Consider the following 26150-nt stretch of genomic DNA (forward strand, 5'->3'; position numbering starts at 1 on the left):
GGCGTATCGGAGTAATTTCGAGGATTCCGTGCGCGTGCCCTATCCGGATCTGTTATCGCACCACTGGATCGCCCAACGCTGCGCCGCCTCGAAAGCATCCGCGTCGGAGGGATAGTCGCCAATGTCGCCCGAATACTTCGCCTCGACGGCTTCACTGCCTCCCGGGTCGCGTCGATAAATCTTCGCGCGGGCGTAGTAATAGCCACTTTCATTGAGCGGCGAAGCGTCGATGTGGAACCGCTTGTAATCGAACTGCATACCGGCCCACGTCGTCGTTTTCAAGGAACCCTAATATGACTACCACCGCGCATACAGGCACTCAGTCAAACGTTAGGCAGATCGTCTATGGACTTTTCGATACTCCCGTCGGGGATCTCCGTGTCGATCCCATCATGACCACCGGGGTGCGCAACGATCTTTATTTTTGGACCCAGAAATCTCACACCACCGAGGGTAAAAAGGGACCAAACGACGTCTCCCGCACGGATGGCCTTTACTGCGGCGGCTACCTCTGCGATTTGGGGCGGGGAAAGCCATTCGTGTGTCTTCGCGTCGATGAGAGCCCAGCGCACGTGCGTGACGCGGTCAGTAGCGGGACTGATGCGTACACCGTCGATAGCAAACGTAGCCATATCCACCTCCGTCATCCTCATGAAGGAATCGTAGCATGAGCGCAATCATCAGCCCTTGCGGCACGTATCGCTACCTGCTGAAGCGTCATGCCGAATCGATGTCGCCGATGAAATCTACGGCGCTGTTCGTCATGCTGAACCCGAGCACGGCGGATTCAAGGTTCGACGATCCGACGATCCGCCGCTGCCGGGGCTTCGCGAAGCTGTGGGACTGCAACGGCCTAGCTGTGGCGAACCTGTACGCGCTGCGCTCGACTGACCCTGTGGCGCTGTGGTCGCACCCCGATCCAGTCGGCCCCGACAACGACGACTACCTATGGAACTTCGCGCGCGTATGCGGTGACGTCGTGTGCGCGTGGGGATCGAATGCCAAGCCTGAGCGCGCCGCTCGCGTCGCCAGCATCTTGATCGACGCCGGCGCGCGACTGTGGTGCCTCGGCACAACCAAGGACGGATCGCCGCGTCACCCCCTATATGTCCGCTCCGATCAACCGCTGATCGAGTGGCGTCCTATCGCGGCATCCGCAGAGAAGTGAGCCGACGAATGATTGCCATCCTTCATCGGGATACGTTTCTAGTGCGGGAACCCAGTGTTGATAGCGTCTCGTGCCCGCTGTTCGCCATCGCGTATTGCCGATTCGAGATCAATGAAGATTTCGCCTTCGAAAATTTGATACTGGAGATAGCTTTCATAGACCGGCGACCCGTCCAGCCTTGTAATGGTGGCTCGCGCCACATATCCCTCGATTTCGCTGGGCGATTCAGCTCGATACGCCGGCCGACCGTTGACGACGACTCGATACCGCGGCGCATCAATCTCCCGGTCCAATGGCGACGACATGATGCTCTCCTAACTTCATACGGAGTATTCCTAGCATGAGCGAAAACAGCAAAATCGAGTGGACGGACAACACGTTCAATCCGAGATCCGCAGTCTGTCGAAGTGGCTCTATCTCGATCAAGGCGGCGTTGACACCACAGCATTGCTCGGTCACTTAACCGATGCAATGGCAGACTTGTATGCGAATTCACGCAGTGTCTTTGTCTAACTTGTTGACTAAAAACCGCGCCGGTTCTGGCCCGGGTTTGTGGCCGATTTTCCATTCAAGTTAGACGGCTCGTGACGCGCCCGCCAGCGGGCGGTTCTCTGTTCAATGTAAGCGAGGCATTTCGCAGGGACCAGACAGCGACGACGAATGTGAGCTTATCTTGGCTCAACGTCAATGTGTTTCAACTGGTCGACGACCGGCGCGAGCACGTTGTCAACGTTACCGCGCGGCACACGGGCTGAACGTTGCCGTTCCGGAAGCGGAAGCGATGTCTGTCACGATACTGGCCTGCGCCACACGCTGGCCAGCCACGGCTGCTGCTCACGCGGCAAGCCTGCGGGCCGGTAATAGTGATCGAGTTCGACGAACCCGGCGCCCGACATGACACGGCGCCACGTTTGAAGATCGTGGTAAGCGCCGTAGCGGCCGCGATTCCAGCCTTCCTCGTTCGCGCCGCGCGGGTTGGAACTGAACAGCACGCCGCCGGGCTTCAGCGTGGCCTGCAATTGCCGCAAGACGCGCGGCAATTCCTGGCTCGGCACATGAAACAGCGACGCGTTGGCGAATACACCATCGAAGCGCCCGTCCGGCAGATCGAGCTTGAGGAAATCCTGTTGCCACACGTCGCACCCGGTGTCGGTGCGCGCCATCGAGGCGAAGCGCTCGGCGCCGTCCAGTCCGATCGCGACATGGCCGAGCGCGGCGAATACCTTGAGATCGCGCCCGGGCCCGCAGCCAAAATCGAGAATCGTGAAAGGCGGTTCGCCTTCGATATGGCTCAATAGTGCGGCGATGTTCTGGCTGACATCGTGGTCGCGGGTTCCTTCGCGGAAATCCTCGGCGCGCAGGTTGTAGTGCTCCAGCGTCAGGGAGGCGATTTTTTCCACGTCGTGCGGATGGAGTTTCATGGGCGACAGTCTACTGGATCCCCTGCTGATTCAGCGCGCGTATGCGCATAATGCGTGGACCGCCTCCACGCCCCACGGGCACGCCATGATCGAATCCATTCTGCTTGTCGCTTCGCGCGTCTCCACCTTCGAGGGTCAGCGGCTGTTGACGAATGCCAGTGGCTTTTTCTTCGAACGCGATGAACGGCTGTTCCTGGTCACCAGCCGGCACGTCGTGATCGACGAACCCAGCAAGCACTTCCCTGATCGCCTCGAGATCGAGCTGCACGTCGACCCGGACAACATGGCGGGATCCACCAGGTTCTCGATTCCGCTGTACCGCAACGGCAAGAGCATCTGGCGCCAGGGGCTCGACACCGCGGGCGAAATAGACGTGGCGGTGATCGAGCTCGAGCGCTCGGCGCTGCCCCGGCGGATGGCCTACCGTGCCTTCACGCCCGCTCACCTGCATGGGTCGCTCGACCAGGTGGAGGTCGGCTCCTCGCTGCTGGTCGTGGGCTTTCCGCTCGGCTTCCATGACACGCTGCATCACCTGCCAGTCGTGCGCCAGGCGGTCATCGCGTCTTCATTCGGCATGCGATTCCAGGGCAAGGGGTACTTCCTGACCGATGCGCGTACCCACCGGGGCACCAGCGGGGCACCCGTCGTCAAGCGCTTGGCCGGCGGAAATCCGGCGCTGGGCGACCTGCCGTGGATGCTGCTCGGCGTTCACTCGGCGCGGCTCGACGTGGGCTCGCGCGACGTGGAACTCGACGAGGCGCTCGGGCTGAACTGCGCCTGGTATGCCGACATCCTGCTGACGCTCACGGAAGGCCCGGCGCTGGCGCGTTCGATGCCAGCGACACCGGACCGCTGACGCATGGAGTCGGGAACGGCCTCTGCCGCTGGCTTTTGGGAACTGTCCCATAGACATTGAAGACTCAAGCACGCGAAACTGCTTCGGACGAGCCAATACCGACAAGCGAGTTTCATGCAGAAGTGCGATAACCCACGATGCGCAATTTGGCTAAAGTTACCCATATCCCACCAAGTGAAAATCAGCCTGTCGCCAGCTAGGCGCGCGGATCACGCTCAGCCAACGGCAGGGGTGTCATTCCCGACAATTCGAAGTTGGTGATTCTGTTGCTTGATTGGGTATCCACCTCACTCTGGCATTCTTAACGTGTTGTCACCCAGAGGATTTCGAATCGTGCCACCCCTCGCCCGTGCGTTGATCGCGTTCCAGGCCATGTGGTTCTGCTCGCGGCTGTCACTGCAGCTCCAGATCGTCGCATTGCGACATCAGTTGACGGTCTATCAGCGGTCCGTCTACCGGCCACGTCTGCGTCCACCGACCGTATCTTCTGGTCCTGGCTGTCGCGTCGCTGGTCAAGGTGGCGGGAGGTCCTCGTCTTCGTAAAGCCCGCTACAGTGATCGTATGGCCGCGTAAGCGATTCCGCGACCACCGGACGCGCATCAGTGGCAAAGGCACGCCGGGCAGGCCACCGATCAGCCAGGACAACCGTGAGTTGATCCGCAAGATCTCGGCGGCCAGTGCCCGGTGGGGCGCGCCGCGCATCCTGGGCGAGTTACGCAAGCTCGGCATCGAGGTGGCGAAGTCGACCGAGGAGAAGTATCGCCTGCGCCACCCCACACCGCCCTCACCGACCTGGAAGGCGTTCCTGAGAAACCACGTCCGCGATTTCGTATCGATCGATTTCCTCACTGTGCCGACGGCAGGCTTCAGGGTGCTGTTCGTGCTGGTGGTCCTCACACATGACAGGCGCCAGGTCAATCACTTCAATGTCACGGAGAATCCGACCGCGCACTGGACGGCTCAACAGATCGTCGAGGCTTTCCCCTGCGATAGCGCGTACCTCGTCCGGGATCGCGATGCGATCTATGGCGCGCCCTTTTGGCGACACATCGGGAGCATGGGCGTCGAACAGGTTCTCACCGCCCCTCGCAGCCCATGGCAGAATCCGTACGTCGAACGCCTGATCGGCAGCATCCGGCGAGACTGCCTGGATCACGTCACTGTCCTGAACGAACGCCACCTGCGGCGCATCCTCACCCGGTACTTCGACTACTACCATTGTTGGCGTACACACCTGTCGTTGGACATGAATTGTCCCGACCCGAGACCAGTGCAGCCGCACGATCGCGGCACGGTCGTCGAATTCCCGGATGTTGGCGGCTTGCATCACCATTACGAGCGACGGGCAGCATAATCGGAGTAGTCCAGATTTCGTTCAAGCGCAGGCTATGCTTTTTTCGGGATGGACACCCCTGTGGCGACCATGCGGAGAGCCGGCCACAGGACTCGTCAGAGGTCGGTGTTAGTATCTTCCGCTCAGATCAAGCCCGCTTGCCGATACCCGCCTTGGACGGCCGTTCGAATTTCCACCCAGCACCTTCGTTCGAGGAACAAGCAGTGACCCGATCACACTCACCGGTGCGTTGCGATGCATCCGGAGATGAACAGCATCGACGTATCGTGGATGCCATTCATGACCATGGCTGGTCGGAACAGGACAATTTTTTTCCACCGGATTTGACGCTCGCGCTGGCGTTGGAATGTGCAGCGCTTGCGACAGCCGGAACGCTCACATTGGCGCGTGTCGGCCAGGGCGCGGCGCGTTCGCTCCAGCCTGATGTGCGCGGCGACCGGATTCAGTGGCTGGAGGCGGGCCAGTCCGAAGCCCGCGACCGGTATCTCGCGATCATGGAAATGCTGCGTATCGCGTTGAATCGCCGGCTCTTTCTGGGACTCGAAGAATACGAAAGCCACTTCGCGTACTACGCCCCGGGCGCTTCGTATCTGCAACACCGCGATCAACTTCGTGACGACGATAGTCGCACGGTGTCCGTTATCGTCTATCTGAATGCGGACTGGCTGCCTGAGCACGGCGGCGCGTTGCGGCTGCATCCAGAGGGCTTGAGCACGCAGGACATTTCGCCGGTCGGCAGCCGGATCGCAGTGTTTCTATCCGCCGACATGCTGCACGAAGTATTGCCCGCGACGCGCGACCGCATGTCGCTCACGGGATGGTTTAGACGTCGCTCGTGATCTCCCCGCGGTTCTCATGCCTTCCGCTCGCTGCAAACTGCTGGCAATGCCAAAGGCTCTGTCAGCTTGCGGGATCGGTCGAGTAAGATTGGACGATGAAGTAATCGAAAGCGCTCTACCACGGTCACCAGTTTTCCAACTGGCGTCATCAGTTGCGCAGTGCGCCTTCCGTTTCCAGTTGAGCTTGCGCGACGTTGAAGAGTGAACCGCCCCGGGTTTCCCGGGAATTGGTAAGGACCTCCCCCATCGCCAGAGCGGCACCTATCGGCGCCATCATGGCTGTTGCTACGCAACCTTCAGCGAAGGGGGAAGTCATGGAACATGATTACTCGCGTTGGTGTGGATCTGGCCAAGAATGTGATGCAGGTTCACGCAGTTGACGGCGCCTAACGTGTCGTTGTACGGAAGGCGATTTCTCGCGAACGGTTTGTGAATTGGTTCGCCGATCTTGAGCCTTGTTTGGTGGCGACGGAAGCGTGCGGCGGTGCCCATTATTGGGCGCGCAAGTTACGCTCGCTCGGACACGATGTCCGGCTCATTCCACCGCAATTCGCTGCCCCTATCGCAAAAGGAGGTCCACACGTGAAGAATGATGCACAGGATGCCGAGGCAATCTGCGAAGCGGCTAGCCGTCCACAGATGCGTTGCGTGCCGATCAAGTCGCCTGCCCAGCGAAGCGTGCTTGTCCTTCACCGCATGCGGACCGGATTCGCCGAGGAGCGTACCGCGCTGGTGAATCGGTTGCGCGGGCTGCTTGCCGAGTTCGGCGTCTTTCTGCCGCAAGGCATCCATTCGTTGCTAAGCACTTCGTCGAACGTCTCGAGGACGGTAGCAACGAACTTACAGGTCCTGCGCGCCAGGCGCTGATGCGTGGCTGGATGCAGTGCCAGGTGCTGGATCAGGAAATCGCCTGGCTCGAAAAGCAGATCACTGAACACGCCGTCCATGATAGACAGGCGCAACATTGCATGGAGGTGTGCGGCGTGGGCCCACTGACCGCATCTGCCGCTGTCGCAACTGTTGTCGACGCGCGGCAGTTCAAAAATGGTCGTCAGATGGCAGCTTGGCTCGGTACCGTACCCAGGCAGAATAGCAGCGGCGGCAAACAACGGCTTGGACGCATCACCAGGCAAGGCAACGACTATCTGCGAACCTTGCTATATCAGGGCGCGCGTTCTGCCATTCGTACTGCACCGCGACGGGCCGACAGGCTCTCGCGCTGGATCGTTCAGCTGCAGGCCCGCGTCGGCTATTACAAGACCTTGGTCGCCGTCGCCAATAAGCATGCGCGCATTCTCTGGGCCGTGCTCGCGAAGGGCGAGAAATTCGATCCATCACATGTGGACCATGCTCCGCGTGTGGTAACACACATGTAAACCAGGAGCCGACCAGTAATTACTCCACGCTCGAAGACGCATAGGTAAAGGATAGCGGACAGGTCAGACCGGCAGCGGGCGAACTCGATGAACCGTAAGGCGGCACAGCGAATCGACTCGCCGACCCGGGGATGGAGTCCCGCTACGCGGTTACTATCCGGGCCCGGGCTCAGCAGCTGTTATAGCGCCCAATAAGGCCGTTTATAGGCATGCAGTCTGTCTCTCCGCCATCCACGCCGCTCACGTCTCGAGTGCTGGCTACCGGTACTTGGCCAATGACCCATCGAAACCTGCTTGCAGAAATGGGGAGGTCCTTATAAGCGGTTCAATTCGGGTCGTCCCGCATATCGCGTTGCCTCTTTTCTCATATCGCGCGTGAGTTAAACAAAACATTTAATTGTGCGGGTGCCACTCATCTCACCACCCAGCGTCACGGCTTCATTGGTAGGGCTTGCGCGACGTGACTCAGGATCGTTACTGTCGCATTGTGCTAACCGCTCGCCGGGTGCATGCTTGGTTTGGCCTATGTCGTAGTACGCACATGACGGAACGCCTTCGCGATGCCACTCGTTGGCGTAGCGTTACAGAACACATCGAGCCTTGTCCATGATCACCCTCACCTGTTCCGAACTCGGGCTGTTACAACAAAGGCTCTGCGAGCGCCGTCGTGAGCTGCTGGCGACGCTGCGCGGCGAATACGGCGATCTCGCCGGAGCACGGCCGCCCGAAGAGCTGGGCCCCGAGTCGCATCCCGACGAGACCGCATCGCGCAAAGCGAGCGTTCACTTGCGCACTGCGCTCGCGCGGCACGATTTCGACGAACTGCAGCAGATCGACGCGGCGCTGGCACGCATCGCTGCCGGCCGCTACGGGGCATGCGTCGATTGCGGCGACCCGATCGGTTATGAGCGGCTTGTCGCCGCGCCCTACACGGCCCGCTGCGTTTCATGCCAGACGGCGTTCGAACAACACCGCGCCACCCGTCAATAGGAAGCCCATCAGGTACAGAACGTCTTCTTGTCGCGATAGACGCAGTAGCCCGTTGCACCCATCGACGCGTGCGAAAATTCGCAAGATCTAAACCGAAGTTCCGAGCTTGCTCGTAGTCATTACGCGGCCGGAAGTCCGCGCGGGCGCTGAACATTGGCGCCTTTATTAGGGAAGCGGAACAAAGTGGGGGCTGGAAGGTATGGCCCTGAATTTTGGTACGCTTGCGTGATTATGGACGAAGAACCAGGCGTCGGGATTTATCGGCTCCAGGTATGGCTTCGCCAGATCAGTCCGATGATCTGGCGACGGCTTCTGGTGCGCAGCGACAGCACGATCACCGATCTGCACTACATCCTCCAGATCGCGTTTGGCTGGAGCGACGAGCATCTGAACCGTTTTCATATCCATGGCCAGGACTACGGCGTATACCACGACGGTGGAATCGGCTTCTCAACCGATCCAGCACACGTCCGGTTGGGCGATTTCCGCTTTCGTGTCAACGAACGGTTTCTCTACGAATACGATTTGAACGATGGATGGGAACATCAGGTGCGCGTGGAGGCGCGCCTGGGGCTGGAGGAGAAACGCATCTATCCGTGCTGCATTGGTGGCAAGCGCCGAGCGCCGCCAGAGGACTGCGGCGGCCCGCATGCCTTCGTGACCCGCCGTGACGAAGTCCCGTTGGCAGTCGAGGAATTGATCGAAGATATCCGGGACGACCTCGACGCCAACGATCTGGAATCGATTCGCAATCGGATCGGAGACATCGACGAGTTGCGCGAATGGCTGACCCGGGACAGCTTCGACCGGCGCGCGGTCAACCACCGGCTCAAGCAATACGCAACGCACGACGAATCCCGGATGTGGCAGCAGAAAGGAGCTGACCGTGAAGATTCGAATACAGGTGGTGATTGATGCCGAGGATGGCGAAGCGGAGAAAATCGAGGACGTCGCGCGGCTGGAACGGAGCTCGCTACGACCAGAGGAACTGGGCCTGACGCTTGCGGAGGCCAGGTCGCTGCTGCGCGGCATGCAGCAAAACACCGTCACCGCGCAGGTCGGGGAATACCTCGCGCGGTTTGCGAGCTGTCCGCACTGTGGCCGCCCTCGAACCCACAAGGGAAAACATGCCATCATCTATCGAACCGTGTTCGGCAAATTGAACCTTGCCAGTCCCCGGCTCTACGATTGTCCTTGCCAGAAGCCGGGCCGGCATAGTTCAAGCCCGCTAGCCGAACTGCTGAGCATGCATACGGCGCCGGAACTGCTGTATCTGGAAACCAGGTTTGCGTCGCTGATGTCCTATGGCCTGAGCGTCGAAGTGCTGAGCGAAGTCTTGCCCATCGCCGACGAAATCACCCCTGCGACGGTGCGGCGACAACTCCATGCCGTCGCGGAACGGATCGAGAGCGAGCTGGGCGATGAACAGTTCACGTTCATCGAAGGCTGTCCCAACGAGTGGGCGAAACAGCCGCCGCCGGGGCCGCCCTTGACGGTCGGCCTGGATGGCGGCTATGTTCACGCGTCGGACCAGAAATCCAGAACGGAGGGCTGGTTCGAAGTGATTGCTGGCAAGAGCGTCAAGACCGGAGGCAGCGCCAAGGTCTTTGCCTTCGTCAACCAGTACGATGAGAAACCCAAGCGCAGGTTGTACGAGGTGCTGAAATCACAGGGCCTGCAAATGAATCAGCAGGTCGTGTTCATGTCGGACGGCGGCGACACCGTCCGCGATCTGCAAACGTATCTCAGCCCGGAATCCGAACATCTGCTGGATTGGTTTCACATCACGATGCGACTGACCGTCATGGGGCAGATGGTCAAGGGCATGGTGGCGGAACTGGGACCCGGCGACGGGGATCCGGCAACAGCCGCCCTTCTGGCCGATCTGAAAAAGCACCTGGAGAGCATCAAATGGAATCTCTGGCACGGCAACGTGCCGCATGCCCTGCAACGGATTGATGAGGTTGACGACGGTCTGGAAATGCTGGAAAAGAATCCGGCCAACAAGCCGAAAATGTTGAAAGCGGTGCGCGAGTTCCGCGGCTATATCGTGGCCAACCAGGCGTTCATCCCGAACTATGGTGACCGCTATCGGCACGACGAGACAATCTCAACGGCGTTCGTCGAATCCACCGTGAACTACGTGGTCAGCAAGCGCTTTGTGAAGAAACAGCAAATGCGCTGGACCCAGCGCGGCGCGCACCTGCTGCTTCAAGCCCGCGCGCAGGTTCTGAACGACGATTTACGCAACACGTTCGGACGATGGTTTCCGGGGATGAGAGCAGAGCCGCAGGCGCATTGGAAGGAGGCGGCATAGCGGCTCCAGCCCCCACTTTGTTCCGCTCTCGCAAACACGCTGCCGCCGGCATCCAACAACGCTTGTGTAACTGGCCCCGCCAGATGCGCCTCGCGGCCGGCATCGTCTGGGAACACGTCGAAGATGCCGTACTCCGATCGCCCGAATCTGATCGCGAACCACGCGGTCGTTGCGGCTTCCGCCCGCCCCGTCGCGAGAGCGGAGCGCAGGACGGCTTCCGCCATGGCGTCGTCGTTGCCGGCTTTGACTTCCAACCTGACGAGCAGACCTTTAGTGCCCATGAGGCACCTCCATTCGTGATCGACTGACCGTGAGCGCGTTGAGCGTGCAGTCCTTCGCGCTAACAAGCCAGCAGCGCGCAGTAGAGCCAGTGCCCTCCTTCCAGAGGACACCTTCGGTCCTGCGATCGTCGCCGGCGACATCGGGCGAGCCATCTCGCCCGGCGAACGTGCGCGCGTGCAATGCTCCTCAACTGACACGATAGTGGATTTCGCCTCGCCATTCCAGGCGGGTCCGCTGGAACCGGCTTGCCGTTACGGCTCTGGCAGCTGCGGCTTCACGCGCTCGCTGGCGCTCTGGAACCTCTTTGACCTCCCCCGAGGGACGTGGATCCGACTGGGATGAGCAGCTGAACTACTCTTGCTGCGCCGCGCATAGTGTAAGAGCGCCGCCCGCCGGGTGGGCGGCGGAACTGTGGTGTGACGAGGCTCCGACTGTCTTGGTTAGAGCAATGCCAACAGGCATTAACATAACTGAAGATCGAAGCCTACATGTTGCGCCCGCGGCGATGTGGTTCCATGGGCGTCAGGTCGGTAACATGACTTGCTACCAATGCCTGTTCGTCGGCAGCAAGCCGTCGGGAGCACACGATGATCGTCGAGCGTATCTGGACTGGCAATGCCTACCGCAACTTCAACTACCTGATTGCATGTCCGGAAACCGGCGAGGCACTTGCCATCGACCCGCTGGACCATGAAAAATGCCTCGCCGCCGCGAAGGCCAGGGGTTGGCAGATCACCCAGATCCTCAACACCCACGAACACCGGGACCACACCGGCGGCAACGAAGCGATGGTCGCGGCCACGGGCGCCAGGCTGCTCGCTCATTTCAAGGCCGTCGCCCGCATCGCGGGGGTGGACCGCGGTGTCAAGGCCGGAGACGTCATCAAGGTCGGGAAGCGGGTCGAACTCGAATGCATGGACACGCCGGGTCACACCATGTGCCACATCTGCCTGCGATCACATACCGACCAGCCGGCGCTGTTTTCCGGCGACACCCTGTTCAATGCGGGCGCCGGCAATTGCCACAACGGAGGCGATCCGAGCGAGCTGTACGCCACGTTTGTGGGCCAGCTCGCCAAACTGCCGGATGACACGAAGATCTACCCCGGGCATGACTACATCGAGAACAATCTGAGGTTCACGTTGTCGCTTGAGCCGGAAAACGCCGCTGCCCGGGCCCTGCTTCCCCGCGTGGCTGGTCATGACCCGAAGACCTCGATCGTCACCACGCTCAAGGATGAAGAGCAATTCAACACCTTCTTCCGGCTTACGAGCGCAAGCGTGATCGCCAGGTTGCGGGAAAGCTTCCCGGATCTCCCGGAAGTACCCGATGCCAGGACGGTGTTTCTCAAGCTTCGCGAGTTGCGTAACAGGTGGTGATGCAGCAGGGCGCGGAGCGTTGCCGCTCGCCGCAATCGGGCCATTTCTGTGTAGAAGCATCATCGAAGGTAGAGGGGGCCGAACCTCCGGGTTCAACCTCGCCAAAGCAGTCCCTGGCGGAAGCTGGCCCTGGCCAACAAGACGCCCCAACGAGCATTCGCTTTCAACTGGAGCGAAGGACGCCTCTGTTGGATCGAGGGCGGGTATTGGCGAAAGGCTGCATGCGGCTAGGGGCGGCCTGTCGAACGAACTGGCATCCCAAGGATGTTGGTGGGTACCATGGTGTTGGTGCCCGCGTCGACTTTCGAGAACAGAACAACATTTACAAGGTCACGTCGCGGCCTGTCATGTGCACGACCGTCGAACTCAGGAGGTCGAGGTGCGCAAGACATCCAAAACATCACTTTTTGCTGCGGCGAGGATCTGGGACGAGCCCGCCGTCACCAAGATTTTGACTGCGGCACCCGGGCTAGTCACAGCAACTGATTCACGCGGGCGCACCGCGCTTCACCTGGCCTGTGCGGTCAAGCCAGGGAGCAGCACGCAACTCGCAGAGCCGAATGGAATCAAAACCGCCGCCACCCTTCTCAAAGCTGGTGCTGACATTGAGAGTGCAGTGCCGATGGGCGAGGATGAGGGCGATTTCCGGGCGACACCGTTATGGTACGTGGTCTCGCGCGGCGAAAATCTGCCACTGGCCGAGTTTCTTTTGCAGCGTGAAGCGAACGCAAGCTATTCGCTTTGGGCCGCGGTATGGCGCGACGACGATGTCTTGTGTCGTGTTCTTCTGAAGTTCAAACCTGAGCTTGACCTCAGAGCACACGGCGAGACGCCGACCTTTTACGCCGCTCGCCTCAAGCGACTGAAGACGTTGAATCTCCTGATCGAAGCTGGAGCGAATCCTTCCATCGCGGACTTCGGCGGTCGCGATGCCGTCGACATTGCACGGGCCCGGCACTTGCCGGGAGAAATCATCGAACGGTTGGAAGCCCTGAAGCGGCGCGGGCACACCGGTCGGGCGTGATTGTGCTGATGAACCACTTAAACAGGTCACGCGCTGCCGACAGCGACCGTCGCGGTCCGGCCACATACGGTCACTCAAATTGAGCCGCGCGATGACATTCGAGGGTCCGTTGCACCCTTTTGACGGACCTAGCTAGTGGCGTGGTAATGCGTTGGATATAGCTGCCTCGGCTTTTGCCAACCTCTCACTTCCTCGACAGTCACCTGTACCTTATCGAAGCCGCCCGATAAGGCACGAATCTCTGTGTTCCCATCGGTCGGCGTGTATCTGTTGCGGCGGGCGGGAATCGGTCACAAGGCGCTGGCCGACCTCGCGCAGGGGAGCCGGCAGACCGACGTATGGTCCCTGTATATGACCTGCGTGCGGTCACGTATTCCGGGTAGCCCGAGCCAACTGAAGGTGACTGTGTGGCAGACGGAAATTTTCTTCAGGACAACCAGATATTGGCCGTCTTCTCGGCATTGACGTTCTTCGTCGCGTCGTTTGTCGTCTGGCGGGGCGGTGTTCTGGGCCGCTTCCGGACACCCGGGAAGGCACAGCAGAGGGAGGCCCTCCGAACAGCGGCCTTGCTGGCGCGCCTGCGGTCCGCACGCGGTCCCGGTCGGTCGAGCAGGGGCGCCAGATTCTGGCGCGAACTCTTCGCCGACCTGGAAAGCGCGAGTCGCGAGGATGACATTTCCTGGGAGGTGGTATTCGCGGTGACCGAGGCGGTACAGGCAGAGGATTGCCGCACGGCAAAGCTTCGTGCGGTAATCAATCAAAGACCCGACGCAGGCCTGCTGGTACGCGTGGGTACGTGCTTTTCCCGGGCTTCAACGCCTGGTCGGCGAAAAGTGATGCGATGGAGCAGTCGACAAGCGCGTGCGGTACCCATGTCGGCGCATTCGTCCGCTGAACTCCAGGAAGAAGCACGCGCGAAGAGGCCCGCCGCGTGAGCCGGTCATCCGCCTGGACAACTGGGTGAACTCGCCCTGCTCGCGTCGGACCTCCGAGCCCCTTCAACCGTCGCGCTGCCCCGTGCTTCCAGTTGTTCAACGCGTACCACTACCAGCATCCTACGAGATTGCGCAAGCGCGACTCGACCGACGCCGCCGAGTCGCAGTAGCCCACTTCCACAGAACCGCCTGACGGCTTCAGGTATCGCCGGTACAATCGAAGGAACCATCGCTTTGACCTCCAACATGACCGCACGCCCTGGCGTACAAGGCGATTTTTTGCAGATGCTCGTGAACGACAAGACCACCGTAAACGTGTTCCTCGTGAACGGCATCAGACTGAGCGGTCAACTGGCCGCCTTTGACCAGTTTGCAGTTCTGCTGGAGTCTGGCCCAGGCGCGCAACTTGTTTTCAAACATGCCATTTCGACCGTGCTGCCGGTCAATGGCAGGAGCCAGGTACGTGAGCCGACTGAGGTGCCGGTGAGTGGCGACAAGCCGAACCACGTGCGAGGCCGTGTCCGATGAGAACTGCGATGACATGCCGTGGCTTACGCTTGACCTGCGCATAGCCACGCGACGTCCACGTCAAGAAGTTCAGAGAGGCGCGCGCAATCCGCACCCTTCGGAACGGTAACTCCGGCGCGCCAAAGGGTCACCTCGTGTTCCGGGACGCCAAGTGACCTGGCCACCCGACCGGAGGTCACCTTTGCGCGCTTGATGGTCATATCCAGCCGTGCCGCAAAGGCCCGCCTGGAGCCGTTGTGTTTGAGAGTGCCTTCCAGATGTACATCAAGATTCAGACGGTGATTCATGGCGTGCAATGCTCCCGGTAACTCATCCTGACCAAACGTACTTCAAGCTATGAGGGTGTGATACGACTTCGGACCTGTTTGGCATCATCCCGCTTTGGTCTCCAGGCGGTCCGGGAAGTTCCACTTGCGGAATATCGGCTTGCGTGGAAAAGAGCGACGTGCTGTTCCACGACCGCGTCACACATCGCGATGCCATTGCAATAAGGGGCGCAGACGTTTCCAGTGGGTCGCGGCGCGAGAAAAACACTTCTTCAAGGGGGGCCCGGATAGACCGATTCAATTGGCATCCCGACCGCTACCGTCCTGTAATGGAATCTTCGTCGTTCGCAGCTCCTGCACTCCTGCATCTGTCGACGTCCGCAGAGCCCCCTTACGCAGCCCAGCGCGGAGGACGTTGTACGGGCAATCGCGGCTGAGACCAATACACCTACGGAGCCGGTATCGAAAATGCAGCCGATACGCGAGCTTCCATACGACGCGCTTCATCAGTTGGTCATCGTTGCCGAACATGCTGGGCGTAGGGCATACATCTTCAGGAGGCGAACATGGCTGATTTTCAGGGACAAGCTGCTATGGCCCAGCAAGCAAATCTTGACTTCTTCTTCGGGCTGGCTGGCAGCATGCTGGAGGGCGAGGAAAAGCTCATCAGACTGAATCTGGACACGGCGAAGACGGCGTTTGCCGATTGGAATCGACATATGCAAGACGGGATGGCGAAAAAGGACAGACAGGAAGCTGGTGATATGCGAGACACATTGTTGCTGCCCTCGGCCGAGAAGGTCCTAGCGTACGAACGTCAGGTTGCCGAAATTGCGTCGACTACGCAAGCGCAGCTGTCAGAGGTCGTCAATGCCCGGTACCAGGAGGTCAGCCGCCAGGTTCAATCGTTCGCCGAGAATCTCGCGCAAAACGCCCCGGTCGGCTCGGAAGCCGCAATGGCATTTCTGAAACAGGCTATCACGCTGGCCAACGCCGCTCAGGAAAGCGTCCAAATTGCAACGAAGCAGGCAGTCGAAGACGCGCAAACCAACCCGGACGCCGCAACGAAGGCCGCATCGGAGGTGACCGAGGCAGCTGACCAGGCAGTCGAGAATGCGACGAAGTCGAAGGCGGGGAAGTAATAGTTCGAAGGAACGTTGAACCCGACGTGGTCGCACCGCGCGGCGAGCTGACCGCCTGACCACACTGCGCTATGGCCGCTATCGGACAAGCCCTACTCCCATGTGCGCTGGTCGTTCGTTCCGGCGCACGTGATGTGCACCCACGTCTGTTACCCGGCTCACGTCCGAAACCAGCACACCCGGGAAGACCGTGTCACGGCGCCTAGTTGAAAAGGACTGGTCCGCCTCGGCGGACCGGTCCCTACGCGACAGCGAGTGCGGTGAGGTGTCAGATTGGCTGTATGTTTGCCGCCTGCTTGCCCTTCGGACCTTGCTTGACTTCGAAGCTCACCTTTTGCCCGTCCTTGAGAGACTTGAAGCCCTCCGCCTTCACCTCCGAAAAATGAGCAAACAGGTCATCGCCACCTTCATCCGGTGTGATGAAATCAAAACCCTTTGCGTCGTTAAACCACTTCACGGTACCCGTTGCCATCTTCCTGACCCTCTTCAAAGACTGATGTGTTATAAAACGCGACGATGACCGCGCGCCCACGCTTGCTGCAGCGGCTTCGTCACACTCGTTCAGAGCGCGGCTACAACCGCGCGTCGACCGTTTCCCCGGCCGAGCAGGTCGTAGCGATCGAGATTCATGACCTTGTCCCACGCCACCACGAAGTCGCGCACGAATCTCTCCTTCCCGTCGTCGCACGCGTAGACCTCGGCCAGCGCGCGCAATTGAGAATGCGCCCCGAAGACGAGGTCGGCAGCCGTCGCGGTCCACCTGGCCTTGCCGGTAGTGCGATCATTGCCCTCGTACACATTCTTGTCCGAGACGGAAGGTCTCCACGCTGTGCCGATGTCGAGCAAGTTCACGAAGAAGTCGTTGGTCAACGTGCCCGGCCTGTCGGTGAACACGCCGTGCTTCGATTGCCCGTGGTTTGCACCGAGCATGCGCATGCCGCCGACGAGAACCGTCATCTGGGGCGCGGTCAGCTTCAAGAGGTTGGCCCGGTCCAGCAGACGGGTCTCCGGCGACTGGGGGTCTTCCGCTCGGAAATAGTTGCGGAACCCGTCGCCGATCGGTTCGAGCACATCAAAGGTGCTCTCATCCGTCTGTTCCTGCGAGGCATCGGTGCGACCCGGCGCGAACGGGACGCCAATGTTGTATCCCGCCTTTCTGGCCGCTTCCTCGACGGCAGCGCACCCGCCAAGGACAATCAGATCGGCTAGCGAAACATTCTTGCCGCTGGACTGCGAACCGTTGAAGTCCTTCTGGATGCGCTCGAGGGCTGTCAGGACCTTTGCCAGCCGTGGCGGCTCGTTGGACTCCCAATCCTTTTGCGGCGCCAGGCGGATCCGCGCGCCGTTGGCACCGCCACGTTTATCGGTGCCACGGAAGCTGGCGGCAGCGCCCCAGGCTGCGGAAACCAACTCGGGGACGGACAAACCAGAGTCGAGGATCGTGCGCTTGAGGGCGACGATATCCTGTTCGCTGACCAGCTCATGATCGACGGGTGGTATCGGGTCTTGCCAAAGCTGCGCCTCCGGGACCCAAGGGCCCAGATAGCGTGAGCGGGGACCCATGTCACGGTGAAGCAACTTGAACCAGGCTTTGGCAAACGCGTCCTCAAGCTGGTCTGGGTTGTCGTAGAAGCGCTTCGCAATCGGCCCGTAAATCGGATCCATTCGCAGTGACAGGTCTGTCGTCAGCATCGTCGGCGCGTGCCGCCTGGACGCCTCGTGTGCATCGGGCACAGTGTCGTTCGCCTCGGGATTCCTGGGCGTCCACTGCTTCGCACCCGCAGGGCTCGTCGTCAGCTCCCACTCGTACTTGAACAGGTTCTCCAGAAACCCGTTGTCCCATGTGGTCGGATTGTTGGTCCATGCGCCTTCAAGCCCGCTGGTAATCGCGTCGGAACCCTTGCCGCTGCCGAACCTGTTCTTCCAGCCCAGGCCTTGCTCCTCGATCGGGGCGCCCTCTGGTTCCGGGCCGACATTCCCTCCCGCCGGCGCAGCACCATGCGTCTTGCCGACCGTGTGGCCGCCCACGATGAGCGCAACGGTTTCTTCATCGTTCATGGCCATGCGGCCAAAAGTGTCGCGGATGTCCCTGGCCGCGGCGAGCGGGTCGGGGTTGCCCCCCGGTCCCTGGGGATTGACGTAGATCAGGCCCATCTGCACGTTGGCGAGCGGCTTGGCGAGTTCGCGGTCGCCGCTGTAGCGCTCGTCCCCCAGCCAGGCGTCCTCCGGACCCCAAAAAATGTCTTCGGGCTCCCAGACGTCGGGCCGGCCAAAACCGAAGCCGAAGGTCTTGAAGCCCATCGATTCGTAAGCCACATTGCCGGCCAGGATCAGCAGATCGGCCCAGGAAATCTTCTGGCCGTACTTCTGCTTGATGGGCCAGAGCAGCCGGCGCGCCTTGTCGAGATTGGCGTTGTCCGGCCAACTGTTCAGCGGCGCAAACCGCTGCTGGCCCTCGCCGCCGCCGCCGCGACCATCGGCGATGCGATACGTGCCGGCGGCATGCCAGGCCATACGGATGAACAAGGGCCCGTAGTGGCCGTAGTCGGCCGGCCACCAATCCTGGGATGTGGTCATGAGCTTGATGAGGTCCTGCTTCAGCGCCTCGACATCAAGACTCCTGAACTGTTCGGCATAGTCGAACTCCTCTTCCAACGGGCAGGACAGGTGCGAGTGAGTGTGAAGCACCGAAAGATCCAGCTGATTCGGCCACCAATCCTTGTTCCTCATTGGTCGACTGACCTTTGGAGTTGGAGCGGGGATGGCAGGGTTTTCGCTCTCGCTAACACTTCCGGTGTGTTGGTTGTCAGACATATCATCCTCCATGGACCGGGCAGCACATTTTCGAGATGACACTTCCTTGGAGTAGTTTCTGCCGGCAGAAAATCAAACCTGGACCGTTGAAATTTAACAATCGATGCGATAGGGGAAAGCAATCGACTTAATCGCTAAAGCGGCGCGCAGTATTAGCTTGCGTTATTTTCGGGTGCTTGCCAGAGGGACGTAATACCGCACGAGCCAAAGGGGATGGGGGCCATTAGATTGGGTCGGCCTGCCGCGTTTCATGGGGTAGTGGCGAAATTAAGTGTCCCTAACAACTCTCGTACCCAGGCTACGCCATCAGTGACTCGACGCTCGTCGACGGGACGCCGATGGGGTACGCGAATCAGTCGCATTTCGACCACCTCAATCATGCGTTGCCTCGTCTAAATACTAGCACGCGGGCAATGCGCAGGACGTCGTGGCCGCTCTCGCGGCATCCTCAGAGAAAGGAGCCGCATGGTGATCGCCGCTCTAATGCGGGAAGCCCGTGTTGATAGCATCTCGCGCCCGCTGCTCCCCATCGCGTATTGCCGATTCGAGATCAATGAAGATTTCGCCGTCGAAAATTTGGTATTGGAGATCGCCTTGATAGACCGGCGATCCGTCGAGCCTCGTGACAGTACATCGAGAAACGTATCCCTCGATCTGGCCCGGCGATCCAGTTCGATACTTTGGTTGAACGTTGATGACCAGTCGATACGGCGGCGCATCAATCTCGCGGTACATCGGCGACGACATGATGCTCTCCTACTTCCACGTGGAGTATTTTAAGTATGAGCGAAAACAGCAAAATCGAGTGGACGGACCACACGTTCAATCCGTGGTATTGGACTCGTGCCGCTCGGGCACGCCCGCGATCTGGATGTGGCCGATGCGCGGCATGTCGCGCTTCAGCTTCACCGCGAGATCGCCTCCAATGATGTGGCAGTGGTAGCAATCGAACTGTACCTGCAGGTTCGGTCCGCCGACCTCCCCGCAGATCACCCGCGTGTCGTCCTGGCAGTTCAGAGAGAAGCCTGGAATGTGTCGCGCGTATTGATCGGCTCCATGACGATCGTGATGCCGTCGGCCGGCGCGCGTGGCGCGTGCTGGCGGCGGGAACATTCGCCGCTACGGGGAGTGGAGAGATAGCACCCCGGCGTCGGGACGACGGTGACGTCGGTCGGTTCACTGGTTGATGTCGGGGGCGGCGAGTTGCACCTTAGGCCTGGGGGTCCGCAGGGCCCGAGGGGACACAAGCTCAACTATTTGCGCCTCCCCCCCTCACGCCCGCTTCCTCCTTCGTCTCAAGCCATAAGTAGGTATCAGCCGCGACGAGCCCAAACACGATATGGGACACGAAACTCGCCCAACTACGGGCGTCTGGGAGCCACGGGAATAGATGGCTCATGCCATAGAAGTTGACCAGATACAAGGCGACGCCGAAGACCGCACCCGCCAGCGAGGCGAGCCCCATGCTCGAGTCAAGGCTGAACGGTGCGATGATTACCGCCAGAACGAGCACGAAAATGACCGACAGCACGAAGTGAACGATCAGCCCCACGAAGATGATGCCGAAGCCGAACGTCGCCGGTAGCGACAGCACGTCGCGACTCAACGCGATCGCTACAATTATCCGCGGCGCTCCCCAAGGGCTCTGCCCGAGGATCGACATGGTAAAAAGTTCGAGCAGCAGGAAGACCAGGCCCGCAATACAACCGCTTATTGCGGCGGCACGCCAGTCAGGCATGCGGCTAGCAAAGTGATGCGAATGCATGTGAAGTTCCCTAGCATCCCCCTTTAAACGTGGATAGATTCTCCGTTTCCATTAAACATCTTAGAAAATTTGAAGGGAAAGGCACAGTGTCAGTGTCGCCAGTTCGGCGCGCAGACGTGCCTGAGCCACCGTGGAACTCTCGGCCCTGAGCGCCGATCGCCCGGCCATCGTCCACCCAGAAGAAAAACGTGTGGCCGTGTTCGGCGCCAGAAGGTGCATAAGCCCGTTGCGCCATCTTCCATGAGACAGGTTCGCCCCATGAATTCGACAAGCAACGTCCCAGGCCGGATATTGCCGGGCGCGGAGACGCGGCGGCCAGGTACGGGAGAACGACGATGCGACGCATGCCTGTATCGTCTGAGCGCCGCTCCGTATGGTGATGGCGTCACAAACGCCGTCACACCTACGGCGGTTTTTCCTGTCCGCGTGGGCAAGAAGCGCATGTCACGCGCGGCACACCTGCCGCTCTAACCGTGCGAAGGCTCCCCACCCCCTGGCGGTGCTTATTAATTGACCGCATCCTTGAGCGCATTGCCGGCGGTGAACTTCACCGTTCTGGACGCAGTGATCGTCGTCTCCTGACCGGTTGCCGGATTACGGCCGGTCCGCTCCGCCCGCGCGCCAGGGAAAAACAAGCCGAAGCTGATCGGCTGGACAGTTTCGCCGCGGGTGATGGCGGCTGTCATCGCGTCGACGATCGCGCCGATCATGCACCAGCACGCGCCTTGCGCACGCTGGCGACAGTGGCTCGGCGCCGGATCCTACGAAAACCTGGGCGGGAGTTCGTCGCAGCGGGAGTGCCGTGCCATGGTGACAGCATCTGGGATATTTGCCAAACCGTCGACGAGACGAGCGTACCGTCTACCTCCGCTTGCCGTCGCCGGTAAACGCGACGGTTCTGGCTGCAGGGATCGCGAAGGTCGCCGGGCCAACGGGTTACGCACGCAGCGTCCGGCACACGCTCCCGTCAAAAGCGCCCAGGGCCACACATCCGGACGGCGTCGTCGCGTATCGACGTCGGGATTGAGGCATCCGCAAGCCTCGATCCTTGCGGCGCCGGTCAGCTCCTATGACGCATCCAATCGCGAAGCGGATGCGTATCCAGCCAACGGGCGACGGGCGCGACCTTCTGTTCTCGCGGGTAGCGCGCCACGGCAAAAATCGTGATGCACAGCACCGCGATCCCCACCACCAGACCGATCATGAACATGCTCATGACTGCCTCTCGTCAGATTCGAATCCTGTTTATATTTTAGTCGTGGAAAGCGTTAGCCATGCTAACGGGTGCTTAACCATTTTTCGCGCAGCCCTGTCTCCCGGCCGCCGCCCTGACCTCAAGCTGCCCGATGTCGCCCCGCATCCCCACGGGCTTCGATCTCCAGGCTTCATCCGGCACGCGTCAGGAGCCGGCATGGTCAATGCGATCTGATCGTTAAGGATACTTGATCACAACAGCGCTACACTCGAGATGGGCGAAACCGCGGAGCAGAATCATGACCGACACCCCCCTCAAAGTACTTTTCGCAGTCTCCCTTTGACTGCGGAGCAGGACGCGGAAGTCAGGCACTACATAAAGAAGAAAATGCAGCACGGTATGCCGTGGGATACGCCAGAGCTGGCAGCCATGCTTCACGACATGTTGGCTCCTCCAGGCAGCGACGACGAAGGACCCGACGAGTCCGTCGACGACGCCCGGGCAATCACGGAGCGCGCATCAGCTTCAGTCGAAGAGAGCATGGACTCCATCGAGGCAAGCGAGGAGCGTAATGCCGCAGCGGAAACCGAAGGCATGAAGGGGCCCAGGCGCTGAATCGGGCGCGCACGCGAGGAGGCGCTCGGGCACGGCAGCTTCTCTCACCGAACGATTTGCAGGTCGACCTGGCCACGCTCAGTCCACTGCGCGCATGTACGGTGACAGAGCGGCTCCCGCCGGCTGGCGATCGGGAGCGCCGTCCCACGTTTTTGCAGGTTTGACTAAAATGGCTAGCGAGAGCGGTGCGAATCTGCCGCGCTCAAGGAGGTCATCATGGAACTTCACATGCATTCGCACCATTTTGCACGCCGCATGCCGGACTGGCGCGCAGCGGTGATCGGCGGCTGCGTGGCAGGCGCGGTGTTCCTCGTGCTCGAACTCCTCGCGATGTGGGCGATCGGGCAGAGCCCGTGGGGGCCGCCACGGATGATCGCAGCGATCGTTCTTGGCCGCGATGCGCTGATACAGCCCGCGACGTTCGACGCCAGCATCATGCTGGCCGCGTTGATCGTCCACTTCGTGCTGGCGATCATTTTCGCCGCCGTCCTCGCGGTGATCATGGCACCGTTCAGCCTCGATTCGAGCGTCGGAATGGCGTCGCTCGCTGGCGGACTGTTCGGCGTGGCCGTATACCTGGTCAATCTCTACGGCATGACCGCCTTTTTCCCGTGGTTCGCGGAGGCCCGCGGGTGGGTGAGCTTCATCTGCCATATCGTGTTCGGGCTGGTGGCGGCCGATATGTATCTGCGCCTCGAGAGGAAGGAGGCAGAGGCGGGTGGAACGGGCGCGGCAACGGGCTGATGCCTTCCCGCCAGTGAGTCGGCTAGCTAAAACGGCCGCAGATCGCTTGCGTCAATTCGCGCGGCTGTGGCCGTTTACTCGTGAACGGGCGTCCCGGGCTCAACGCCTGAACAGCCAGAGCAGGATCGACAAAACGACTGAAATGACGATGCACGTCACGCTCGGAAGATGGAAGCTGAACCCCGGCCGCACGACGTTGATGTCGCCGGGCAGGCGGCCGAGACCTGCGGCAATCAGGATTATTCGTGAACCGAGGGGAGGGCCTCTGCGATGTCCCGCCGATCAAGAATATGCCCCGCTGTGTGGCGCCAGCGCTTCCACATCCGCACCCTGTTCGCCTGTGCGTCGGTTATTGTACTTGGCGCCTGCGTACAGCCGTGGCAGGGGTTCCATGCCGGCGAACCGGAATCCGCCGTCGTCGCGAGGCTGGGACCGCCGCGCGAGGTCTACGACCTTCCTGACGGGTCGAGGCGGTTGATGTGGCCGACGCAGCCGATGGGCGAAGTCACCGCGGCCGCGGACATCGACGCGGCCGGCAAGGTGATCAACGTCCGCCAGGTGCTGCAAACGGGCGAGTTCTATCGCGCGGAGCCTGGCAAGTGGACGCAGAGCGATGTCCTCGTTCAGTTCGGCCGGCCCGCGGAAACGGCATACTTTCCACTGAAGAAACGCCAGGAATGGAGTTACCGATATCTGGAAGACGGCGTGTGGTACCAGCTGTTCAACTTCGCTTTCGACGATGCCGGTGTACTGCGCGAAACGTCGAAGAGCCCCGACCCGCTCCATGAACATAAAGGCCGGCACAACAGACCGTTCTGATTGCTGTTTCCGGATCAACCTTAAAGATCCAAGTCGGGGCCGAGTGTGCCGGCATCGAAGCCTTCCCGTGCTGCCAATCGGGAAGGATCCGCACGGCCACCCCGAGATCCATTACACGGGCATCTATCGAGCCTTCCGGCGCTGGGAAGCGGACGGATGTTTTGATGCCATTTTCGAGAGTTCGGTGTCCCGACTTCATTGCGGCGATCGTTTGGACACGCGCATTATCCATGGCGATGGCACTATGAGCGCCGCGAAGAAGGGAGGTGACAACCTCGGCTTCAGCGGCCACAAGAAGGTCAAAGGCTGCAAGGTCGTTGCCCTGTGCGATCGGAACTGCAAACTGATCGCGCCGTTCGTGCCGGCCCCGGGAGATCGCAATGAATCGCCGCTGTTGCGCCAAGCGCTGCCGCGGCTCACGCGCATCGCCCGCGCGGTGGGGCTGGACTTGCGGGGAACCGTCGTGAGTCTGGATGGTGTGTACGATTGCCGGCGCAACCGCAAAGCTATTTTCAATCGCTGCATGGTGCCCAATATCAACGCGAATTCGCGCGGCAGGAAAGCGCAGAAGCGCGGCCGCAAGGCACTGTTTAAGCCGGCCATTTTCAAGGAGCGGATCAGGACGATCGAGCGCGTGTTCGCCTGGGAAGGCAAGTTCCGTCGCCTGCTGCTACGTTTCGAGCGAATCAGTCAGTTGCACTATGCGTTGAAGACGCTCGCTTATACGATGATCAACCTGCTCCACTACTGCCACAGCTGATCTCCCGCTCGAGATCTTTGTTCCACCGTCGGCGCATCACGCCGTGATCTTGTTCGTGTGCGCCATGCCGAAATCTTCGCGCCACGACACACATCGTCGTCCCGCGCGCTTTGCCGCAGTCATTTCTTCCCATCCCAGGCGCTCGTCCAACCGTGCTGTGTCGAGCCTGATCGAAACCCGCAACCAGTTGATAGTGACCTTGTCACCCGGCGTCCGATGTTGGCGATTCTTTGTCTGCGCATCGCGCTATATCCTGGAAAATCTCCAGTGTGTCCCATAGACGCGCGTAACCACAGTCAATGGCGCGTTGCGCTGGCTGGCGGCGAACCAATCACGGCCACGATGCCTTCTCTGTCGATTACATTCAAGGCTTCAGCGAGCGCTGCATTGTCAGTCGGAAATGAATTGTCCCAGACGGTCGAATTGCCGAATTCATCGACGACCTCGAGTAGCCACGCCCCCTTGCCATCACCATAGATTTCAACCTCGACTGCGGTTCCGTCGCGTGTGACGCGCTGACTCAGCGGGGAAACAATCAACGATTCTTGAGCGTCAGTTAGAACACGTCTGGCCTGTTCCGGATTAAAGCCATGCCCGGTTCTTCCGGAACCGGTGGCCACTTCGAGCACGGCATGACAGCGCTTGTATTTCTTTCCTAAACCGCACGGGCAGGGGTCGTTACGACCCACCTTCGGTGCGCGTTCGAAGCGGCTCGCGTTGTGCCATCACACCGGGAATCCCGCCGCGCTCGATTTGCAGCCGGCGCTGTTCGGCCCAGTAGCGATGAATATCTTGCACCGACCTGGCGAGCGATCCGGCAAATGCCTGATGCTGATCGAGGTTGTTTTTTCGCCGTTTCAGCTCGTCCCACCCCTCCTCCGTGCCGTACAGCATGATCACCGTGAACCATTCAGGGTGCTCCGCAAGTACCGGCGCCCACGCTGTCCGATCGACGGCAATGCCTTTGTAATACCCCTCGCACCAGTCGTCGATGACCGAAATCACGCGCCCATCTGATTCGTGTTCAAGGATGAGCGGTTCGTACCCGACGGAGGCATCGTTCAACATGTCGTTGACGCAATTCCAGTGCCGGATGATCAGCCCGACGATGCCTTTTGACTCGTCAGCACTGGCAAACGTCGGCAGGTCCTGGCCATGCTCCGCATCCCAGATCCAACCCAGCATGGCGCCAGGCATCATCAGGTTTGGCCCCGAGGCGAGCGCTGTCATAAACCCGTCCATCATCGAAACGTCCATTGCGGCATCGGGAGCGGAATCGCTGGTCAAGAAATCATCAAGCTGATCGATTTCTGTTTCGTTCAGCGGCAGTGTGGGTGCGATTTCGTCTTTCATGGGAAGGCGAAGCCCGACTCGAGCAAAATGACCGTTTTCATGCATTCCTCATCAGTTGCCGATGCATTGCGCAGCAATGCGGAGACCGGCCGTAAGCCCCACAACAGCCTGGGAAAAGTGCCGGCCTCGTGTTTGTCGCCAGACAGCAATGCATGCCAGCCACGGGCGGACAAATCCGCAGCACCGCGAATCCGGGTGGTACGATTT

Annotated in this window: 28 protein-coding genes and 3 pseudogenes; 16 read left to right on the plus strand and 15 right to left on the minus strand. The window is 60.4% G+C overall.

The genetic code is table 11. The features are described from left to right. Positions 1–39 precede the first annotated feature (39 nt). Entirely contained in the window at positions 40–258 is a 219-nt protein-coding gene (locus C2L64_RS51185) for a hypothetical protein (RefSeq protein ID WP_090837604.1), read from the minus strand. A gap of 65 nt (positions 259–323) precedes the next feature. Continuing rightward, on the minus strand, positions 324–632 hold the full coding sequence (locus C2L64_RS51190; RefSeq protein WP_090837654.1) for a hypothetical protein: 309 nt from the start codon (positions 630–632) through the stop codon (positions 324–326). Positions 633–667: 35 nt separating this feature from the next. Between C2L64_RS51190 and C2L64_RS51195 the strand changes: the two genes are divergently transcribed. Further along, positions 668–1168: a DUF1643 domain-containing protein gene (locus C2L64_RS51195; protein WP_090837601.1), complete on the plus strand. Its 501-nt coding sequence runs from the start codon at positions 668–670 to the stop codon at positions 1166–1168. Positions 1169–1206: 38 nt separating this feature from the next. On the opposite strand, the gene C2L64_RS51200 is transcribed toward C2L64_RS51195, so the two are convergent. Then, a complete protein-coding gene (locus C2L64_RS51200; RefSeq protein ID WP_090837599.1) occupies positions 1207–1473 on the minus strand; it encodes a hypothetical protein in 267 nt (88 codons plus the stop codon). 483 nt (positions 1474–1956) lie between these two features. Next, positions 1957–2589 carry a class I SAM-dependent methyltransferase gene (locus C2L64_RS51205; protein ID WP_090837597.1) on the minus strand — a complete coding sequence of 211 codons (633 nt, stop codon included), beginning with the start codon at positions 2587–2589 and terminating at the stop codon, positions 1957–1959. An 85-nt stretch (positions 2590–2674) separates the two neighbouring features. On the opposite strand from C2L64_RS51205, the gene C2L64_RS51210 reads away from it, so the two are divergent. From C2L64_RS51210 to hfq, 10 genes and pseudogenes are all read left to right on the plus strand, one after another. Then, positions 2675–3445, plus strand: a complete 771-nt coding sequence (locus C2L64_RS51210; RefSeq protein ID WP_090837652.1) for a S1 family peptidase — start codon at positions 2675–2677, stop codon at positions 3443–3445. 653 nt (positions 3446–4098) lie between these two features. Further along, positions 4099–4800 (plus strand): integrase core domain-containing protein, encoded by a 702-nt coding sequence (locus C2L64_RS55695; RefSeq protein WP_244144539.1) that lies wholly within the window; start codon positions 4099–4101, stop codon positions 4798–4800. Positions 4801–5066: 266 nt separating this feature from the next. Continuing rightward, complete coding sequence (locus tag C2L64_RS51220) at positions 5067–5639, plus strand: 2OG-Fe(II) oxygenase (RefSeq protein WP_244144540.1); 573 nt, start codon at positions 5067–5069, stop codon at positions 5637–5639. A gap of 321 nt (positions 5640–5960) precedes the next feature. Then, positions 5961–7015, plus strand: a pseudogene (locus tag C2L64_RS51230) (IS110 family RNA-guided transposase). 606 nt (positions 7016–7621) lie between these two features. Beyond that, positions 7622–8005, plus strand: a complete 384-nt coding sequence (locus C2L64_RS51235; RefSeq protein WP_090837595.1) for a TraR/DksA family transcriptional regulator — start codon at positions 7622–7624, stop codon at positions 8003–8005. Positions 8006–8236: 231 nt separating this feature from the next. Continuing rightward, entirely contained in the window at positions 8237–8920 is a 684-nt protein-coding gene (locus C2L64_RS51240; protein WP_090837594.1) for a plasmid pRiA4b ORF-3 family protein, read from the plus strand. Further along, entirely contained in the window at positions 8892–10322 is a 1431-nt protein-coding gene (locus tag C2L64_RS51245; protein ID WP_090837592.1) for an ISKra4 family transposase, read from the plus strand. The genes C2L64_RS51240 and C2L64_RS51245 overlap by 29 nt, the downstream gene beginning before the upstream one ends. Positions 10323–11191: 869 nt before the next feature. After that, positions 11192–11983, plus strand: a complete 792-nt coding sequence (locus C2L64_RS51255) for a hydroxyacylglutathione hydrolase (RefSeq protein WP_090837590.1) — start codon at positions 11192–11194, stop codon at positions 11981–11983. 379 nt (positions 11984–12362) lie between these two features. After that, positions 12363–13007 (plus strand): ankyrin repeat domain-containing protein, encoded by a 645-nt coding sequence (locus C2L64_RS53960; RefSeq protein WP_143055787.1) that lies wholly within the window; start codon positions 12363–12365, stop codon positions 13005–13007. A gap of 1169 nt (positions 13008–14176) precedes the next feature. Next, the gene (gene hfq, locus C2L64_RS56560) at positions 14177–14470 is read left to right on the plus strand and encodes an RNA chaperone Hfq (protein ID WP_244144541.1); all 294 of its coding nucleotides are present in this window, start codon (positions 14177–14179) and stop codon (positions 14468–14470) included. A gap of 23 nt (positions 14471–14493) precedes the next feature. Here hfq and C2L64_RS51275 read toward each other — a convergent pair whose 3' ends face one another. Continuing rightward, positions 14494–14757, minus strand: a complete 264-nt coding sequence (locus C2L64_RS51275; protein WP_090837582.1) for a hypothetical protein — start codon at positions 14755–14757, stop codon at positions 14494–14496. 545 nt (positions 14758–15302) lie between these two features. Here C2L64_RS51275 and phaP point away from each other — a divergent pair. Further along, positions 15303–15878 carry a TIGR01841 family phasin gene (phaP, locus tag C2L64_RS51285; protein WP_090837578.1) on the plus strand — a complete coding sequence of 192 codons (576 nt, stop codon included), beginning with the start codon at positions 15303–15305 and terminating at the stop codon, positions 15876–15878. A 268-nt stretch (positions 15879–16146) separates the two neighbouring features. Here the strand turns inward: phaP and C2L64_RS51290 are convergent, their stop codons facing one another. The 7 genes and pseudogenes from C2L64_RS51290 to C2L64_RS54480 form a co-directional block, all read right to left on the minus strand. Continuing rightward, positions 16147–16350 carry a cold-shock protein gene (locus C2L64_RS51290; RefSeq protein ID WP_090837576.1) on the minus strand — a complete coding sequence of 68 codons (204 nt, stop codon included), beginning with the start codon at positions 16348–16350 and terminating at the stop codon, positions 16147–16149. A gap of 89 nt (positions 16351–16439) precedes the next feature. Continuing rightward, positions 16440–18608, minus strand: a complete 2169-nt coding sequence (gene katG, locus C2L64_RS51295; protein ID WP_208525957.1) for a catalase/peroxidase HPI — start codon at positions 18606–18608, stop codon at positions 16440–16442. A gap of 564 nt (positions 18609–19172) precedes the next feature. Then, complete coding sequence (locus C2L64_RS51300) at positions 19173–19439, minus strand: hypothetical protein (protein WP_090837574.1); 267 nt, start codon at positions 19437–19439, stop codon at positions 19173–19175. Between the two features lie 93 nt (positions 19440–19532). Then, positions 19533–19786, minus strand: a pseudogene (locus C2L64_RS51305) (TIM barrel protein); the annotation flags it as partial. Positions 19787–19941: 155 nt separating this feature from the next. Next, on the minus strand, positions 19942–20457 hold the full coding sequence (locus C2L64_RS51310) for a hypothetical protein (protein WP_090837572.1): 516 nt from the start codon (positions 20455–20457) through the stop codon (positions 19942–19944). A 506-nt stretch (positions 20458–20963) separates the two neighbouring features. Then, the gene (locus tag C2L64_RS51315) at positions 20964–21167 is read right to left on the minus strand and encodes an HU family DNA-binding protein (RefSeq protein ID WP_090837570.1); all 204 of its coding nucleotides are present in this window, start codon (positions 21165–21167) and stop codon (positions 20964–20966) included. Positions 21168–21517: 350 nt separating this feature from the next. Continuing rightward, a complete protein-coding gene (locus C2L64_RS54480) occupies positions 21518–21673 on the minus strand; it encodes a hypothetical protein (RefSeq protein ID WP_167449632.1) in 156 nt (51 codons plus the stop codon). Positions 21674–21925: 252 nt separating this feature from the next. Between C2L64_RS54480 and C2L64_RS51320 the strand changes: the two genes are divergently transcribed. Both C2L64_RS51320 and C2L64_RS51325 read left to right on the plus strand, forming a co-directional pair. Further along, positions 21926–22267 (plus strand): hypothetical protein, encoded by a 342-nt coding sequence (locus C2L64_RS51320; protein WP_090837568.1) that lies wholly within the window; start codon positions 21926–21928, stop codon positions 22265–22267. Positions 22268–22483: 216 nt separating this feature from the next. Next, the gene (locus C2L64_RS51325; protein WP_090837566.1) at positions 22484–23011 is read left to right on the plus strand and encodes a hypothetical protein; all 528 of its coding nucleotides are present in this window, start codon (positions 22484–22486) and stop codon (positions 23009–23011) included. 99 nt (positions 23012–23110) lie between these two features. Here C2L64_RS51325 and C2L64_RS56200 read toward each other — a convergent pair whose 3' ends face one another. After that, entirely contained in the window at positions 23111–23203 is a 93-nt protein-coding gene (locus C2L64_RS56200) for a DUF2905 family protein (protein ID WP_322789397.1), read from the minus strand. Between the two features lie 78 nt (positions 23204–23281). Here C2L64_RS56200 and C2L64_RS51335 point away from each other — a divergent pair, with 78 nt between their 5' ends. Then, the gene (locus tag C2L64_RS51335) at positions 23282–23830 is read left to right on the plus strand and encodes a hypothetical protein (protein WP_090837562.1); all 549 of its coding nucleotides are present in this window, start codon (positions 23282–23284) and stop codon (positions 23828–23830) included. A gap of 67 nt (positions 23831–23897) precedes the next feature. Beyond that, positions 23898–24590, plus strand: a complete 693-nt coding sequence (locus tag C2L64_RS53965) for a transposase (protein ID WP_244144542.1) — start codon at positions 23898–23900, stop codon at positions 24588–24590. A gap of 620 nt (positions 24591–25210) precedes the next feature. Here the strand turns inward: C2L64_RS53965 and C2L64_RS56565 are convergent. Both C2L64_RS56565 and C2L64_RS51350 read right to left on the minus strand, forming a co-directional pair. Then, positions 25211–25285, minus strand: a pseudogene (locus tag C2L64_RS56565) (SEC-C metal-binding domain-containing protein); the annotation flags it as partial. Further along, positions 25269–25988, minus strand: a complete 720-nt coding sequence (locus tag C2L64_RS51350; RefSeq protein WP_090837558.1) for a UPF0149 family protein — start codon at positions 25986–25988, stop codon at positions 25269–25271. The pseudogene C2L64_RS56565 and the gene C2L64_RS51350, both read right to left, overlap by 17 nt. Positions 25989–26150 lie beyond the last annotated feature (162 nt).

Source organism: Paraburkholderia hospita (assembly GCF_002902965.1).
In the GTDB taxonomy this organism is placed as follows: Bacteria; Pseudomonadota; Gammaproteobacteria; order Burkholderiales; family Burkholderiaceae; genus Paraburkholderia; species Paraburkholderia hospita.